Source organism: Kribbella sp. NPDC000426 (assembly GCF_040300265.1).
GTDB lineage: Bacteria > Actinomycetota > Actinomycetes > Propionibacteriales > Kribbellaceae > Kribbella.
On the sequence record NZ_JBEPDK010000006.1, the window covers coordinates 432,712 to 448,008 of the forward strand.

The window sequence follows — 15,297 nt, forward strand, 5'->3', positions numbered from 1 at the left end:
CTGAAGGAGGGCTGATGGCGGTAAGGGTTCGGCGGGTCTACGACCCGGTGGAGGACGACGGCGGACAGCGGGTGCTGGTCGACCGGCTGTGGCCGCGTGGGCTCAGCCGGTCGAAGGCGCGGATCGACGACTGGTGCAAGGACGTTGCCCCGTCCACCGAACTGCGCGAGTGGTACGGTCACGACCCGGCGCGGTACGACGAGTTCGCCAGCCGCTACCGCAGCGAGCTCGACGATCCCGTCCGCGCCGCCGCCCTCACCCACCTACGCCAACTAGCCGACACCGGCACCCTGACCCTCCTCACGGCAACCAAGGACTTCGCCATCAGCCAAGCCGCCGTCCTCGCCACCCTCCTCGACAACTAGCTCCGTCGAAAGGCAGCTCGGTCGGAAGGCAGCTCGGTCGGAAGGCAGCCCAGCCGGACGGCAGCTCGGTAGGCAGCTCGCCCGGTAGGCAGCTCGCCCGGTAGGCAGCTCGCCCGGTAGGTGGCTCGCCCGGTAGGCAGCTCGCCCGGTAGGCGGCTCGGCCGGAAGTAGCTCAGCCGCGCAGTACGACGCTGGACTCCGACGTCAGAGCGAGGAACGTCAGCGACTCCTGCAGGTACAGCTGGACGGTGTCGGCGTCGTGGGACAGGTAGCCGATCGACAGGTCCTGGCCGAGGTGGAGCTCGTAGTCACCGCCGCGCGTCGACACCAGCAGGGCGCCTTCGAGAGCCGGCGCCCAGATGATCTCGCCGTCGCCGATGAGCCGGGCGAGGTGATCGCGGATCGGGTAGCCGTGGTCGGTCGTCTCGGCGACCGCCGTGTACAGATCGGCGGACAGCAGCAAGCTGTACGGCCCGTCCACCCCGGCAAGTCGCAGTGCGCGCAGCGCCTGGGCTACGGAGTCGGGCAAGTCGCGAGCCTCGGACGGCAACGTGAGTACGTCGTTCGAGCTGCTCGGCGCGAGTCCCTCGATTCCGGCAGCGCCGGAGCCGTGGAAGACCAGGTGGTCCTCGGCGTACGCGATCTGCTTGGCGGCGTCCTTGACCGGCTGCCAGTCGGAGTCCTTCGCGCCGCGCTCGACGTCGTCGACCGCCTGCCGGGTCACGGTGAACGGGACGCGCAGCTCGATGATCGGCTGGGACAGCCGCCGGTGCGCGATCACTCCGTCGCCCGGCGCCTCGACCGTCTCGAGGTGGCCGGTGCCGACCGAGGACAGCTCCGGCCCGGACGGGCCGACCAGGTCGACCACCCGGCGCCCGGCGATGTCGCGGGTGAAGGTACGGCGAGCCTCCTCCTCGATCTCGCCCCAGGCGGCGTCCGAGACCGGGGCCAGCTCGCGGTGCAGGTTGTTCGTCATGTGCGACTCCTTCTGAGGCTGCCGATTCCGAGCGATCCGTCCGCAGGATCTCCCACGGTCCTGGCGGGTGTGGTCGGTGTGGTCGCGGCGGACGCCGGCGACGGGTCTTCGAGGAACTCCGCGGTCGGCACGAAGAACAGACTGCCGGTGACCGCGGTCGAGAAGTCAAGGATCCGGTCGTGGTTCCCCGGCGGTTCACCGACGAACATCCGGTGCAGCATCCGTTCGATCACGTCCGGCGTGGCGGCGTACCCGATGAAGTACGTGCCGAACTCGGCCGCTCCGGGTGAGCCGAAGGCCATGTTCTCGCGGACGATCTGCCGCTCGGTGCCGTCCGGGTCCACAATCGTGGTGGCGGCGACGTGGGAGTTGGCCGGCTGGTCGGCGTCGGACAGCTCGACGTCGCTGATCTTCTCCCGGCCGATCACGCGCTCCTGCTCGGCGACCGGCAGCGCCTGCCAGGCGTCGAGGTCGTGCAGGTACTTCTGGACCACGACGTAGCTGCCGCCGGCGTACGCCGGGTCCTCGTCGCCGACGGTGATCGCGGCGACGGCCTTCGGGCCGGTCGGGTTCTCGGTGCCGTCGACGAACCCGAGCAGGTCGCGCTCGTCGAAGTACTTGAAGCCCTGGACCTCGTCGAGCACCTTCACGTGACCGGCCAGCCGCGCCATCACCTGGCGGGCGAGCTCGAAACACAGGTCGAGGCGGCGGGCGCGGAGGTGGAACAGCAGATCTCCGTGCGTCGCCGGGGCGGAATGCCGAGCGCCGGCGAGCGCCCGGAAAGGATGCAACGAGCGCGGAGCCGGCGCACGGTAGAGCCGGCTCCACGCGGACGCGCCGACGCCGACGACGCAGCTCAGCTGGTCGTCCGGCGCGCGGAACCCGACGGCACGCGTGAGTCCGGCGACGTCCTCCAGCAGCCCCCGCGCGATGTCCTCGGATCCGGGACGTACGGCGAGCACCAGGAAGATCGCCGCCTTCGCGGGCTCCCGCAGTACCTCCTGAATCAGGACCACCACTTCCCGCTGCTGGACAGGGCGTCCGCGGTGCGGTGCGTGGTGTCGAGGGCGTCGAGGTCGGCCATCGCGGCGTCGTCGAGCTCGAAGTCGAAGACGTTGAAGTTCTCGACGATGCGGTTCTGGTGGACGGACTTCGGGATGACCGAGAGCCCCTTCTGGATCGCCCAACGGATCAGGACCTGCGCCGGGGTGTGGCCGGTGGCCGCCGCGATCCGGGCGACGGCCGGGTCGTCGAGGTGGCGACCGGTGCCGAGCGGGCTGTACGCCTGCGAGACGATGCCTGCCTCGTCACCGGCGGCGACGAGCGCGGCGCGGTAGTCGAACGGGCTGAACAGGACCTGGTTGACGGCCGGCTGGATCGTCGCGACCTTCGACAGCTCCTGGATCTCGTCGGCGCCGAAGTTCGAGATGCCGATGCCCTTGGTCAGCCCGGCCTCGACAGCGGCCTCCATCCCCGGCCAGGCCCACGTCGGGCCGCCCTGCGGCCAGTGGATCAGGTACAGGTCGAGGTACTCCGTGCCGAGCCGCTCGAGGCTCTTCTCCGCCTCGACCCGCGCGTCCTTGCCGCCCGGGTAGAACTTCGTGGTCAGGAAGATCTCTTCCCGCGGCACACCGCTCTCGCGGATCGCCTTCCCGACACTGGCCTCGTTCCGGTACGCCTGCGCGGTGTCGATCAGCCGGTACCCGGCCTCGAGCGCCCAGGTGACGGCCCGCTCACACTGCGCACCGTCGTCAACCTGCCAGACCCCCAGCCCCAGCACCGGGATCTCAGTTCCATTCGAGAGCTTACGAGTCTTCACGGTCATGTACTTCTTCTACCACGCGCGACCTACAGCTTGTTGGCGTGGCGGATTACCTGGACTACGTCGGCCATCATGCCGGTGAGGTCGTAGTCCTTCGGGGTGTAGATGGCGGCTACGCCGGCGGTGCGGAGGGACTTGGCGTCGGTGTCGGGGACGATGCCGCCGACTACTACGGGAACGTCCTCCAGACCTGCCTCGCGGAGGCCGGCGACGACCTGTGGGACCAGCTCCATGTGGGAGCCGGAGAGGATGGACAGGCCCACGCAGTGGACGTCCTCGGCGACCGCGGCGGCGACGATCTGCTCGGGGGTCAGGCGGATGCCTTGGTAGATGACTTCGAAGCCGACGTCCCGAGCTCGGACGGCGACCTGTTCGGCGCCGTTCGAGTGGCCGTCGAGGCCAGGCTTGCCGACGAGTAGGCGGAGACGGCCGCCGAGTTCCTCCGAGGTGGCGGCGACCTTCGCGCGTACGGCGGCGATCTCGGCACCTCCCGCGGAGACACCGACCGAGCCGGAGACACCGGTCGGCGCGCGGTACTCGCCGTACATCTCGCGGAGAACGCCGGCCCACTCCCCCGTCGTCACACCGGCGCGGGCGCACTCGAGGGTGACAGGCATCAGGTTGTCGGTGGTCTTCGCGACCGTGCGCAGTTTGCCCAACGCAGCCTCGACAGCGGACGCGTCGCGGGAGGCGCGCCAGTCCTCCAGTGACTTCAGCGCGGCGGACTCGGCCGCCGGGTCGACGGTCTGGATCGCGGTGTCGAGGTCGGCGGTCAGCGGAGATGGCTCGGTGTTCTCGAAGCGGTTCACCCCGACCACGACCTGCTCGCCGGACTCGATCCGCTGGCGACGTTCGGCATGCGAGGCGACGAGGGCCTGCTTCAGGTAGCCGCTCTCGACGGCCGCGACCGCACCGCCCATCGCCTGCACCCGGTCGATCTCCTCGCGCGCGCCCTCGACCAGCGATGCCACCTTCGCCTCGATCACATGCGATCCGTCGAAGATGTCGTCGTACTCGAGCAAGTCGCTCTCATAGGCCAGCACCTGCTGCATCCGCAGCGACCACTGCTGGTCCCACGGCCGCGGCAGCCCGAGCGCCTCGTTCCACGCCGGCAGCTGGACGGCCCGCGCCCGCGCGTTCTTCGACAGCGTGACGCCGAGCATCTCGAGCACGATCCGCTGCACGTTGTTCTCCGGCTGCGCTTCGGTCAGCCCGAGCGAGTTCACCTGTACGCCGTACCGCAAGCGCCGCGCCTTCGGGTCCGTGACGCCGTACCGCTGGAGCGTCAGCTCGTCCCACAGCTGCACGAACGCGCGCATCTTGCAGGTCTCCTCGATGAACCGCACGCCGGCGTTCACGAAGAACGAGATCCGCTGGACGACGTCCCCGAACCGCTCCGGCGGCACCTGCCCGCCGTCACGGACCCGATCGAGTACGGCGATCGCTGTCGACAGCGCGAACGCCAGCTCCTGCACCGGCGTCGCACCCGCCTCCTGCAGGTGGTAGCTGCAGATGTTGATCGGGTTCCACTTCGGCATCTGCGCGACCGTGTACGCGATCACGTCGGTCGTCAGCCGCAGCGACGCGTCCGGCGGGAACGCGTACGTGCCACGCGACAGGTACTCCTTCACGATGTCGTTCTGCGTCGTACCGGTCAGCTCGGACGGCAGCGCGCCCTGCTCCTGGGCCGCGACCTGGTACAGCGCGAGCAGCCACATCGCGGTCGCGTTGATCGTCATCGACGTGTTCATCTGCGCGAGCGGGATCTGGTCGAACAACGCCCGCACGTCGCCGAGATGCGCGACCGGTACGCCGACCTTCCCGACCTCGCCCTTCGCCAGCGGATGGTCCGCGTCGTACCCGGTCTGCGTGGGCAGGTCGAACGCGACCGACAGCCCGGTCTGGCCCTTCGCGAGGTTCCGGCGGAACAACGCGTTGGACTCGGCCGCGGACGAGTGGCCCGCGTACGTGCGCATCACCCAGGGTCGATCCGAGGTCGCCATGTACCCGAGAGTAGGACTGTGTGCCCTTGTGAGTCTGCCTCTCGTGACTGGTGTCACCAGGGGCGTGGATCACACTCAAGCACTGAGCGGCAGGGGTGTTCGCTCGACCTTGAGGACGCGGTGCAGCCGGGTGACGGCGAGGATTCGGACGACCGACGGCAGCGGGTGCCAGAGCACGAGCTGGCGGCCGAGGGACTGGGTGCGGCGGTGGGTCGCGACCAGGAGGCCGAGGCCGGTGGCGTCGACCGCATCGACCTCCTCCAGGTCGACGATCACATCGCCGTCGCAGGTGTCGATCAGATGATTGAGCGTCTGCCGGACGTCGCCCACCGAGCGCACGTCCAGGATGCCGGTCAGGTGAACCACGTTGTCAGGCTTGAGGTTGTCAGGCGTGATCTGGGTCGGTGCGAGCATGTCCGTGCCCTCCCGCTCTTCCGGCGGCCCCCGAGTGATCGGCCGCGTGGCAGCGTCGTGCCGGGTCTTGATGGTAAAGACTCCCCGGAGACACGGAAGGTTGCCAAGGCCTCACGATCTTTTGTTTCGCGAGACAATGGTGTCTGTGTTCGCCGAGGATTACTTCCTGTTCCCGGTGGTGGCCATCGCCCTGGCCGGCGTGATGGTGCTGCTGTGCCGCTGGGCCTTCTCCAAGGCCAAGGGCGGCTCGCTGGTGCGGCGCGTCGACCACCGCCCGGCCGAGCGGGACGCGTTCGGCCTGCTCACCGACATCCGGACGGTGGCGAACTACAACGAGGCCCGCGTGCTGGTGTCGCGGCTCAAGGACTTCGGCATCAAGGCGACCGCGGCGCACACCAAGGACGGCTGGACCATCTACGTCTGGCCGCGGGACGAGGCTGCCGCGCGCGGACTGCTCGACCACTCCTGATCCGGCTCCGCCGATCCCCTCCGGTTGTCATCCGGAGAGCGCTCTCGTGCGTCCTCTAGTGCGCACGGGGGTCGCGAGAAGGGGCCTGGGGACATCGGACAAGAACAGAGTGAGCCCACGAGGAGGACCATGACGCCCGAGGTGGCCCTCGCGGCCGTCGCGCTGCCCGGCCATGGGCAGCGCGCTGTACGCCGGGACGCCGTGCCCGCGGACGACGACGGGTGGGAGCTCGAGGCGTCGGTCCAGGAGCCGGACCGGTTCGCAGCGATCTTCGACCGGTACTTCGGCCAGGTGCACTCCTACGTCGCCCGCCGTCTCGGGAGCGATGTCGCCGACGACCTGGCCGCTGAGACGTTCCTGATCGCGTTCCGGCAGCGGGCGCGGTTCGACCGGCGCAACGGCGTGGTCCGGGCGTGGCTGTACGGCATCGCGACCAATCTGATCCGCCGGCACCGTCGCGACGAGGTGCGGGCGTGGCGTGCAACGGCAAAGCTTCCGCTCCCGGTCCCGGCGGCGACACATGAGGACCGGGTGGCCGCACAGGTCACTGCGGAGGGAGCCTCACCTGCGCTGGCGGCCGCGCTGGCGAGGCTGAACGCGAAGGACCGGGAGGTGCTGCTGCTCGTGGCACTCGGACAGCTGACGTACGACGAGGTGGCGGCGGCGCTGGGGATCGCGTACGGGACGGTGTGCTCGCGGCTCTCGCGGGCGCGTCGGGTCGTCCGAGCAGCCGTGACGAACCCCGCGGAGGATCCGGCATGAACGAGTTCGACGTACTGCGGAAGGCGTTCCCGGAGACGGACGGTCCGACGCCGGAGACGACAGAGGCCGCCCGGCGCCAGGTGGAGGAGCTGATCCACCAGGCCAAGCCGGCCAGATCCTTCACAAGCTTTGTGCGGGCGGGGTGGCTCGGGACCGCTGTTACAGCTGCAACTGCTCTGGTGGCAGTAGCAGGGCTGGGCGGCGCACTGGTCGTGGGGCGCAGCAAAGGTGGCGGGTCCCTGCCGAGTGGGCCGACGACTACTACAGCGCCCCGGCTGACCGCAGCGGCAGAGGTGCTGATCGCAGCAGCGGTGCACCAGGAGAAGGACGAGAAGGTGTCCGGGAAGTACTTCCGGGTGCGCAGTCTCCAGCTGAACCCGACCACCCGGGTCGGCAACCCGAAGTACACGCTGGAGCGGCGGTCGATCACCGAGAGCTGGATGCCGATGAAGCCGGGGGTGGAGTCCTGGTTCGGCTGGGTGAACCTCGGCTATCGGCTCGTCAGCCCGGCCGATACCGCGAAGTGGCGTGCGCAGGGGTCGCCGACGTCGTGGCAGCTGCCGTACGAGCGCACTCCGATCAGCATGTCGGACGGCGAACCTGTGGTGAATGAGATGTCGTTCCGCGACGTCCCGCCCGGGTACTACCTGACCGGTGACAAACCGCTCAGCGCCGAGCAGATCGCGTCCCTGCCTACCAAGCCGGTTCAGCTCTACCAGTACCTCGCCAACACCGCCGGCCGGCAGGTGTCGGGAGCCGACCGCGAGTACGCCGTTTTCGCTGCGGCCGGCAGGCTCCTGTTCGAGATGCCAGCTCCGCCGAAGCTCCGTGGCGCAGCACTGCGGGTGCTTGCCGGACTGGATGGCACACGCGTCCGCACCGGCGTCAAGGATCCACTGGGCCGCGTGGGCACCGAGGTCAGCATCACCGCCGCTCTGAGCAAGCCCAGCAGCAACCGGACCAGCCTGTTCTGGAGCGGAGCGACGTACATCATCGACCCGGCCACCGGTCGGCTGCTGAGCTCCACACTGGGCGGGCCGAAGCCCGGCTCGACCGTCGTCCTGGAGTCCGGCTGGACCGACGACAGGCCGGCTCCTCCCTCTGCTGCCGTCCGTTGACCGGTTGGTTCCAGGGCCTAAGGTCGGTGTATGGGGACTCTCCTTGAACTGGATCTGACCCGTGGTGTTCTCGAGACGCCGCCTGCCTCTCCGGTGGCGGCCTTTCGGGCCCGTCATCTGCCGACGCTGCGTGAGCTGGTGTCTGCCCTGCGGAAGGGCGCGCGGGACGACTCTGTCGTCGGCGTGGTCGCCCATCTGGGCGGTCATCGACTGTCGCTGGCGCAGGTCCAGGAGCTGCGCGAGGCAGTGACCGACTTCCGTACGTCGGGGAAGCCCGCGGTCGCCTGGACCGAGTCGTTCGGGGAGTCCGGTCAGGGAACGGTGCCCTACTACCTGGCGACGGCGTTCGACGAGATCTGGCTGCAGCCGTCGGGTGACCTGGCGATCACCGGTGTGACGGTGCAGGCCGTGTTCATCCGCGGTGCGCTGGACAAGGCGGGCGTGATCCCGCAGTTCGGCAAGCGGCGTGAGTACAAGACGGCGGCGGACACGTTCACCGAGAAGGAGATGACCGAGCCGGGCCGCGAGATGGCGTCCCGGCTCGCGGAGTCGGCGTACGAGCAGATCGTCGAGGGCATCGCCGTACGGCGGCGTCTGGACACCACCCGGGTCCGGGAGCTCGTCGACACCGCGCCACTGCCCGCACAGGACGGTCTGGAGGCCGGACTGGTCGATCGACTCGGCTACCGGTCCGACGTGTACGACGAGCTCGAGAAGCAGCTCCAGTACGACGACCGGCTGCTGGCCGAGCGGTACATCCGGCGTGGTCCACGCAGTCTCGAGGACCTGCGCAAGACACTCCCCTTCCCGCAGAAGCCACTCGTAGCAGTCGTCCGTGTGACCGGCGGCATCTCGGTCGGCCGCAACTCCAACAGTCCCATGGGCGGCCCGGGGTCCGGCTCGGACACCGTCGGCGCCGCACTGCGTGCCGTAGCGGCCAACGAGCATGTGAAGGCCGTTGTACTGCGAGTGGACAGCCCCGGCGGCTCGTACGTCGCATCCGACGCGATTCGCAACGAGGTACTGCGGCTCCGCTCGACCGGACGACCTGTGATCGCGTCGATGGGCAGTGTGGCCGCATCAGGCGGGTACTTCGTGGCCATGCCGGCCGACGTGATCGTGGCGCAGCCCGGCACGATCACCGGGTCGATCGGCGTACTGACCGGGAAGGGCGTCGTACGCGATGCACTTGGCCGGATCGGGATCTCCCGGGACGCTGTGTCCGAGGGCGCCAACGCGCAGATGTACTCGGCACAGGAGGAGTTCACCGACGAGCAGTGGGCACGGCTGGAGGAGACACTCGACCGCATCTACAAAGACTTCGTCGCCAAGGCCGCTCAGGACCGCGGACTGCCCGAGGAGCGGCTGGAGGCACTTGCACGCGGACGGGTGTGGACGGGAGCCGATGCGCACGGCCACAAGCTCGTGGACGAGCTGGGCGGCTTCCAGCACGCGCTGACGCTGGCCTGCAACCGCGCTGGTCTGGACCGCGACGAGATCGGCGTGACCGCAGTACCGCACCGCAATCTGCTCAGCCAGCTGCGTGCGCCGACCACAACCGATGATCTGGCCGTCAGTGCGGCGCCGTTGACGCTCGACGGCCTGGCCACCGGTCTCTACAGCGCACTGGGTCTCCCGCCGGCCGGAGTACTCCGGATGCCGTTCAGCTGGGAGATCAGCTAGTCGCGTTCGCCGCCCGGGACCCAGAGGACGTCGCCGCCGGAGGACAGGTTGGCGACGCGGCCGAGGATGAACAGCAGGTCGGACAGGCGGTTCAGGTATGTGATCGCCAGCAGGCTGACCGACGGGCCGTGCGCCTCGACGGCAGCCCAGCCGGCCCGCTCGGCCCGGCGTACGACGGTGCGCGCGACGTTCAGGTAGGCCGCGCCCTCGGTCCCGCCGGGCAGGATGAACGAGCGGAGCTTGGTCAAACGACCGTTGTAGTCGTCGCACCAGCCTTCCAGGCGGTCGATGTAGTCCTGCGTGATGCGCAGCGGCGGGTACTCCGGATCCGGCGCGATCGGATTGCACAGGTCCGCGCCGACGTCGAAGAGGTCGTTCTGGATCCGGGTCAGCAGGACCACGATCGCGCTGTTCAGGTGACCGGCCGCGATGGCCACACCGATGGCGGAGTTCGCCTCGTCGACCTCGCCGTACGCCGCCAGGCGCGGATCCGTCTTCGAGGTGGTGGAATTGTCGCCCAGGCGGGTCTCGCCGGCGTCACCGGTGCGCGTGTAGATCCGCGTCAAGTTCACTGCCATGCCAGGACTCTACGCAAAGGCGGATCCGGTCAAACGCTACAGTCGACCGGTGGAACGGTTTCGGATCGCGGGTGAGGCACGGCTCGACGGCACTGTCGAGGTGGCCGGGGCGAAGAACAGTGTGCTCAAGCTGATGGCGGCTGCGCTGCTGGCGGAGGGTACGACGACGCTGCGGCAGGTGCCGGGGATCCTGGACGTCACGTTCATGGCCCAACTGCTGGACACGCTCGGGTGCTCGGTGAAGGTCGATCCGGACGGGCAGCTCGCGACGATCGCGGTGCCGGCCACGGTCAAGCACCAGTGCGACTACGACCTGGTGCGCAAGCTGCGCGCGTCGATCTCGGTGCTCGGCCCGCTGCTGGCCCGCTGCGGTCAGGCGGAGGTCGCGCTGCCGGGCGGCGACAACATCGGCTCCCGCGGGCTGAACATGCACGTCGCCGGCCTGGAGTCGATGGGCGCGAAAGTCCATATCGAGCACGGTTTCGTGATCGCCGAGGCGCCGCAGGGGCTGCACGGCGCCGAGGTGTGGCTGGACTTCCCGAGCGTCGGCGCGACCGAGACGATCATGATGGCGGCGGTGCTCGCGAAGGGCACGACGATCATCGAGAACGCCGCCCGCGAGCCCGAGATCCAGGACATCGCCCAGATGCTGGTCGAGATGGGCGCCCAGATCGACGGCGCCGGCTCGCCGCGGATCGAGATCACCGGCGTGGACGGGCTGCTCAACCCGGTCGACCACGTCGTCGTGCCGGATCGGATCGTGTCCGGGAGCTGGGCGTTCGCGGCCGCCATCACCAAGGGTGACATCACGATCGCGAACGGCCACGCAGAGCACCTGGAACTGCCGCTCGACAAGCTGCACAAGGCCGGTGCCGAGATCACCGTGCTGAACCCGGGCTTCCGGGTCCGGATGCACGACCGGCCGAAGCCGGTGGACGTGGTGACGCTGCCGTACCCCGGGTTCGCCACGGATCTGCAGGCGTTCGTGATCGCGCTGAACGCGCTCAGCGACGGCGCGGCGATGGTGACCGAGAACCTGTTCGAGGGCCGGTTCACGTTCGCGCAGGAGCTGACCCGGCTGGGTGCGCAGATCCAGACGGACGGGCATCACGCGGTCGTTCGCGGCGTACCGCGGCTGTCCGGTGCGCCGGTGGTCGCCTCCGACATCCGCGCCGGCGCCGCGCTCGTCCTGGCCGGTCTCGCCGCCGAGGGCGAGACCCTGGTCTCGGCCGCCCACCACGTGCACCGCGGCTACACCGACTTCGCCGGCAACCTCCGCCGCCTCGGCGCCGACGTGATCGTCGAGCCCGACGACGCGGAAATGTACTGGAACTGAACCGGACTTCTTCCGGCACTCTTCCAGAACTTTCGGCTGGTGGGCCGATCCGGCGGGTTAGGGTCATCGGCATGAGTGAGCGAGTGATCAAGCCCGTCGGCCGCGGTTTTCTGTTCCTGGACTCGCATCCGGCCGGATGCGCCCGGATCGTCCGGGATCTGGCCGCGGAGGTCGAGTCCCGAACGCCGGACCGGCGGACGGCGCTGGTGATCGGGTCGAGCTCCGGCTACGGGCTGGCGACGACGATCGCCGGTCTCGCGCGGTACGGCGTGGACGGGATCGGGGTGTCGTTCGAGAAGGCGCCCACGGCCCGGCGTACGGCGACCGCGGGGTGGTACCGCACGGCGGAGACGGCCGCGCTGGCCGAGGAGCTCGGGCGGTCGTGGAGCTTCGTGAATGCGGATGCGTTCTCGGACGACACGAAGAACGACGTGCTCGACAAGGTCGCGGAGCTCGGCGGCATCGACCACCTGATCTACAGCGTGGCCGCGCCGCGGCGGGTCGACCCGCGCAACGGCGAGACCTACCAGTCCGCGCTCAAGACGATCGGTACGCCGTATTCGACCAAGAGCCTCGCGTACGAGGACGGCGAGCCGGTGTTGCAGGAGGTCGGGATCGACGTCGCGACCGACGACGAACTGGCGCAGACCGTGAAGGTGATGGGCGGCGAGGACTGGGCCCGGTGGATCACCGCGCTCCAGGAGCGTGACCTGCTGAAGCTCGGGTTCAACACCGTTGCGCTGACCTACATCGGCTCCGAGCTGACCGGGCCGATCTACCGCCAGGGCTCGATCGGCGCGGCGAAGGCCGACCTCGAGCAGACCGCGCTGAACCTCGCGAAGGACGGCGTCACCGCCATGACCTCGGTGAACGGCGCCGCCGTCACGCAGGCATCGTCCGCGATCCCCGGCATCGGCCTCTACGTCAGCATCCTGCACAAGGTCCACGGCCTGCAGACTCCTGTCCAGCAGTCGATCTCGCTCTGGGACCAGCTCATCGGCGAGGCCCCGCTCGACCTCGACGACGAGGGCCGCATCCGCCTCGACCGCTGGGAGCTCGCCGACGACGTCCAGTCCGCGATCCGCACCCAGTGGGAGTCGGCCACCGCAACCAACATCCGCGAGGTCGCCGACACCGAGTGGTTCCACGCCGAAGTCCGTCGCCTCTACGGCTTCGACGTACCGGGCGTGAACTACGAAGCCGAAACCGAGGTCGACGTGGAGTGGCCTACAAAGGCTTGAACGAGGCGAGTTCCAGGACCAGGTCGCCGGCTTCGTCGGAGGCGGTGAGGTCGACGGAGGCGCTGATGCGCCAGTCGTGGTGGCCTTCGGGGTCGTCGATGATCTGCTGGACCTCCCAGTAGCCGGGGTGTTCCTCGACCAGGAACAGCGCGGGGCCGCGGGCGGCAGGGCCGGTGTTGACCACGTCGTGTTCGGCGTAGTACGCCGTGCCGGCCTCGGCCCAGCGGGCGGCATCCCAGCCGGCGTCGGCGTCCAACTGGCCCAGCTCGGCCCAGCGGTGCAGGGCGAGCAGTTCGACGCGGCGGAACATCGCGTTGCGGACCAGGACCCGGAAAGCCCTTGTGTTCAAGGTGATCCGGCGCGGACCGGTCGGCGCGACCTCGGCCTCCGGCTCGTCGGCGGGGTTGGTCAGCTCCTCCCACTCGTCGAGCAGGCTGGAGTCGGTCTGCCGGACGACCTCGCCGAGCCACTCGATCAGGTCGGTCAGGTCCTCGTTCACCTTGTCGGGCGGCACGGTCTGCTTGAGCGCCTTGTACGCGTCGCTCAGATACCGCAGTACGACACCCTCGGAGCGCGCCAGCCCGTAGAACCCGATGAACTCCCCGAACGTCATCGCTCGCTCGAACATGTCGCGGACGACGGCCTTCGGCGACAGCCCGGTGTCCGCGATCCACGGATGCGTCTGCCGGTACATCTCGAACGTTGCCTCGAGCAACTCGTTGAGCGGCTTCGGCCAGGTCACGTCCTCGAGCAGCTCCATCCGCTCCTCGTACTCGATGCCCTCGGCCTTCATCGCGTTCACCGCCTCGCCGCGGGCATAGTGCTCCTGGGCCCACAGCACCGCTCGCGGATCCTCGAGCGTCGCCTCGACCACCGACACCACGTCGAGCGCGTACGACGGGTCCTCCGGGTCGAGCAGGTCCAGCGCCGCCAGCGCGAACGTCGACAGCGGCTGGTTGAGGCTGAAGTCCTTCTGCAGATCCACGGTCAGCCGCAACGACCGGCCGTTCTCGTCGGGCTCGTCCAGCCGCTCGACGACGCCCGCGGTGAGCAGCGTCCGGTAGATCTGGATCGCCCGCCGGATCAACCGGACCTGGACGCGCGCATCCTCGTGGTTGTCGCGGAGCAGGTGCCGCATGCTCGCGAACGCGTCACCGTCACGGGCGATGACGTTCAGCAGCATCGCGTGGCTGACCCGCATCCGCGACTGCAGCGCCTCGGGCTCGGCCGCGACGAGCCGGTCGAACGTGTCCTCGCCCCAGGTGACGAACCCCTCCGGCGGCTTCTTCCGCTGCACCTTGCGCTGCTTCTTCGGGTCGTCGCCGGCCTTCGCCAGCGCCTTCACGTTCTCGACCACGTGATCCGGCGCCTGGACGACGACCGTGCCGGACGTGTCGTACCCGGCCCGGCCGGCCCGCCCCGCGATCTGGTGGAATTCGCGCGCCTTCAGGATCCGTTGCCGGCGTCCGTCGTACTTGCTCAAGGCGGTGAGTACGACGGTCCGGATCGGGACGTTGATGCCGACGCCGAGCGTGTCCGTACCGCAGATCACCTTGAGCAGCCCGGCCTGCGCCAGCTGCTCGACCAGCCGGCGGTACTTCGGCAGCATGCCGGCGTGGTGAACGCCGATGCCGTGCTTCACGAGCCGCTGCAGCGTCCGGCCGAACCCCTTGCTGAACCGGAAGTTGCCGATCAGCTCATTGATCTTCTCCTTCTCCTCCTTCGAGGAGACGTTGATGCTCATCAGCGCCTGCGCGCGTTCGAGCGCGGCCGCCTGGGTGAAGTGGACGACGTACACCGGTGCCTGATGCGTGGTGAGCAGCTCTTCGAGCGTCTCGTGCAGCGCGGTCGTCACGTACTTGTAAATCAGCGGCACCGGGCGTTCGCCGGACGCGACGATCGCGGTCGGGCGGCCGGTCCGGCGCGACAGGTCGATCTTGAACCGCTCGACGTCGCCGAGGGTCGCGGACATCAGGATGAACTGCGCCTTCGGCAGCTCGAGCAGCGGGACCTGCCAGGCCCAGCCGCGATCCGGCTCGGAGTAGAAGTGGAACTCGTCCATCACCACCTGGCCGACGTCCGCGTCCGATCCTTCGCGCAGGGCGATGTTGGCCAGGACTTCCGCCGTACAGCAGATGATCGGGGCGCCGGCGTTGACGGATGCGTCGCCGGTCAGCATGCCGACCTTGTCCGCGCCGAACACGTCGCACAGCGCGAAGAACTTCTCCGACACCAGCGCCTTGATCGGCGCCGTGTAGAACGTCCGCTGCCCGTGCGCGAGCGCCGCGAAGTGCGCGCCGGTGGCCACCAGGCTCTTCCCGGAGCCGGTCGGCGTCGACAGGATCACGTTCGACCCGGTCATCACCTCGATCAACGCCTCTTCCTGAGCCGGGTACAACGAGATCCCCTGCTCCCCCACCCAACGCGCGAACACGTCGTACAGGTCGTCAGGCTCGGTCGTCCCCGGCAGTTGCTCAGTCAGCGTCATCGTCACCCATTGTCCCTGACCCCTCCGAACCGCTGCCGTCGC

Annotated in this window: 14 protein-coding genes; 7 read left to right on the top strand and 7 right to left on the bottom strand. The window is 69.0% G+C overall.

Features of this window, described 5'->3' with window-relative positions; genetic code table 11:
• The first annotated feature begins 14 nt into the window (after positions 1 to 14).
• Positions 15 to 365, top strand: coding sequence for a DUF488 domain-containing protein (locus ABT313_RS30730; protein ID WP_350861013.1), 351 nt, complete (start codon positions 15 to 17; stop codon positions 363 to 365).
• A gap of 172 nt (positions 366 to 537) precedes the next feature.
• Here the strand turns inward: ABT313_RS30730 and ABT313_RS30735 are convergent, their stop codons facing one another.
• The 5 genes from ABT313_RS30735 to ABT313_RS30755 all read right to left on the bottom strand — a co-directional run bounded on the left by ABT313_RS30735 (position 538) and on the right by ABT313_RS30755 (position 5,580).
• A complete protein-coding gene (locus ABT313_RS30735) occupies positions 538 to 1,341 on the bottom strand; it encodes a family 1 encapsulin nanocompartment shell protein (protein ID WP_350861015.1) in 804 nt (267 codons plus the stop codon).
• Positions 1,338 to 2,360 carry a Dyp-type peroxidase gene (locus ABT313_RS30740; protein ID WP_350861017.1) on the bottom strand — a complete coding sequence of 341 codons (1,023 nt, stop codon included), beginning with the start codon at positions 2,358 to 2,360 and terminating at the stop codon, positions 1,338 to 1,340. The genes ABT313_RS30735 and ABT313_RS30740 overlap by 4 nt, the downstream gene beginning before the upstream one ends.
• Positions 2,348 to 3,166: an aldo/keto reductase gene (locus tag ABT313_RS30745; protein WP_350861019.1), complete on the bottom strand. Its 819-nt coding sequence runs from the start codon at positions 3,164 to 3,166 to the stop codon at positions 2,348 to 2,350. Before ABT313_RS30745 ends, ABT313_RS30740 begins: the two co-directional genes overlap by 13 nt.
• A gap of 23 nt (positions 3,167 to 3,189) precedes the next feature.
• Positions 3,190 to 5,166 carry an ethylmalonyl-CoA mutase gene (locus tag ABT313_RS30750; RefSeq protein ID WP_350861021.1) on the bottom strand — a complete coding sequence of 659 codons (1,977 nt, stop codon included), beginning with the start codon at positions 5,164 to 5,166 and terminating at the stop codon, positions 3,190 to 3,192.
• Between the two features lie 75 nt (positions 5,167 to 5,241).
• On the bottom strand, positions 5,242 to 5,580 hold the full coding sequence (locus ABT313_RS30755) for an STAS domain-containing protein (RefSeq protein WP_350861023.1): 339 nt from the start codon (positions 5,578 to 5,580) through the stop codon (positions 5,242 to 5,244).
• Positions 5,581 to 5,716: 136 nt separating this feature from the next.
• On the opposite strand from ABT313_RS30755, the gene ABT313_RS30760 reads away from it, so the two are divergent.
• From ABT313_RS30760 to sppA, 4 genes are all read left to right on the top strand, one after another.
• A complete protein-coding gene (locus tag ABT313_RS30760) occupies positions 5,717 to 6,049 on the top strand; it encodes a hypothetical protein (protein WP_350861025.1) in 333 nt (110 codons plus the stop codon).
• Between the two features lie 129 nt (positions 6,050 to 6,178).
• Positions 6,179 to 6,811 carry an RNA polymerase sigma factor gene (locus ABT313_RS30765; RefSeq protein ID WP_350861027.1) on the top strand — a complete coding sequence of 211 codons (633 nt, stop codon included), beginning with the start codon at positions 6,179 to 6,181 and terminating at the stop codon, positions 6,809 to 6,811.
• A complete protein-coding gene (locus ABT313_RS30770) occupies positions 6,808 to 7,929 on the top strand; it encodes a CU044_5270 family protein (RefSeq protein WP_350861029.1) in 1,122 nt (373 codons plus the stop codon). The genes ABT313_RS30765 and ABT313_RS30770 overlap by 4 nt, the downstream gene beginning before the upstream one ends.
• A gap of 30 nt (positions 7,930 to 7,959) precedes the next feature.
• A complete protein-coding gene (gene sppA, locus ABT313_RS30775; protein WP_350861031.1) occupies positions 7,960 to 9,612 on the top strand; it encodes a signal peptide peptidase SppA in 1,653 nt (550 codons plus the stop codon).
• Here the strand turns inward: sppA and ABT313_RS30780 are convergent.
• Positions 9,609 to 10,190, bottom strand: coding sequence for a cob(I)yrinic acid a,c-diamide adenosyltransferase (locus ABT313_RS30780; protein ID WP_350861033.1), 582 nt, complete (start codon positions 10,188 to 10,190; stop codon positions 9,609 to 9,611). The two genes, sppA and ABT313_RS30780, sit on opposite strands and share 4 nt — an antisense overlap.
• A gap of 49 nt (positions 10,191 to 10,239) precedes the next feature.
• Between ABT313_RS30780 and murA the strand changes: the two genes are divergently transcribed.
• Together murA and fabV are read left to right on the top strand one after the other, a co-directional pair.
• Entirely contained in the window at positions 10,240 to 11,526 is a 1,287-nt protein-coding gene (gene murA, locus ABT313_RS30785; RefSeq protein ID WP_350861035.1) for a UDP-N-acetylglucosamine 1-carboxyvinyltransferase, read from the top strand.
• A gap of 71 nt (positions 11,527 to 11,597) precedes the next feature.
• Positions 11,598 to 12,767 (top strand): enoyl-[acyl-carrier-protein] reductase FabV, encoded by a 1,170-nt coding sequence (gene fabV, locus ABT313_RS30790; RefSeq protein ID WP_350861037.1) that lies wholly within the window; start codon positions 11,598 to 11,600, stop codon positions 12,765 to 12,767.
• Here the strand turns inward: fabV and ABT313_RS30795 are convergent.
• Complete coding sequence (locus ABT313_RS30795) at positions 12,754 to 15,255, bottom strand: DEAD/DEAH box helicase (protein WP_350861039.1); 2,502 nt, start codon at positions 15,253 to 15,255, stop codon at positions 12,754 to 12,756. The two genes, fabV and ABT313_RS30795, sit on opposite strands and share 14 nt — an antisense overlap.
• Positions 15,256 to 15,297 lie beyond the last annotated feature (42 nt).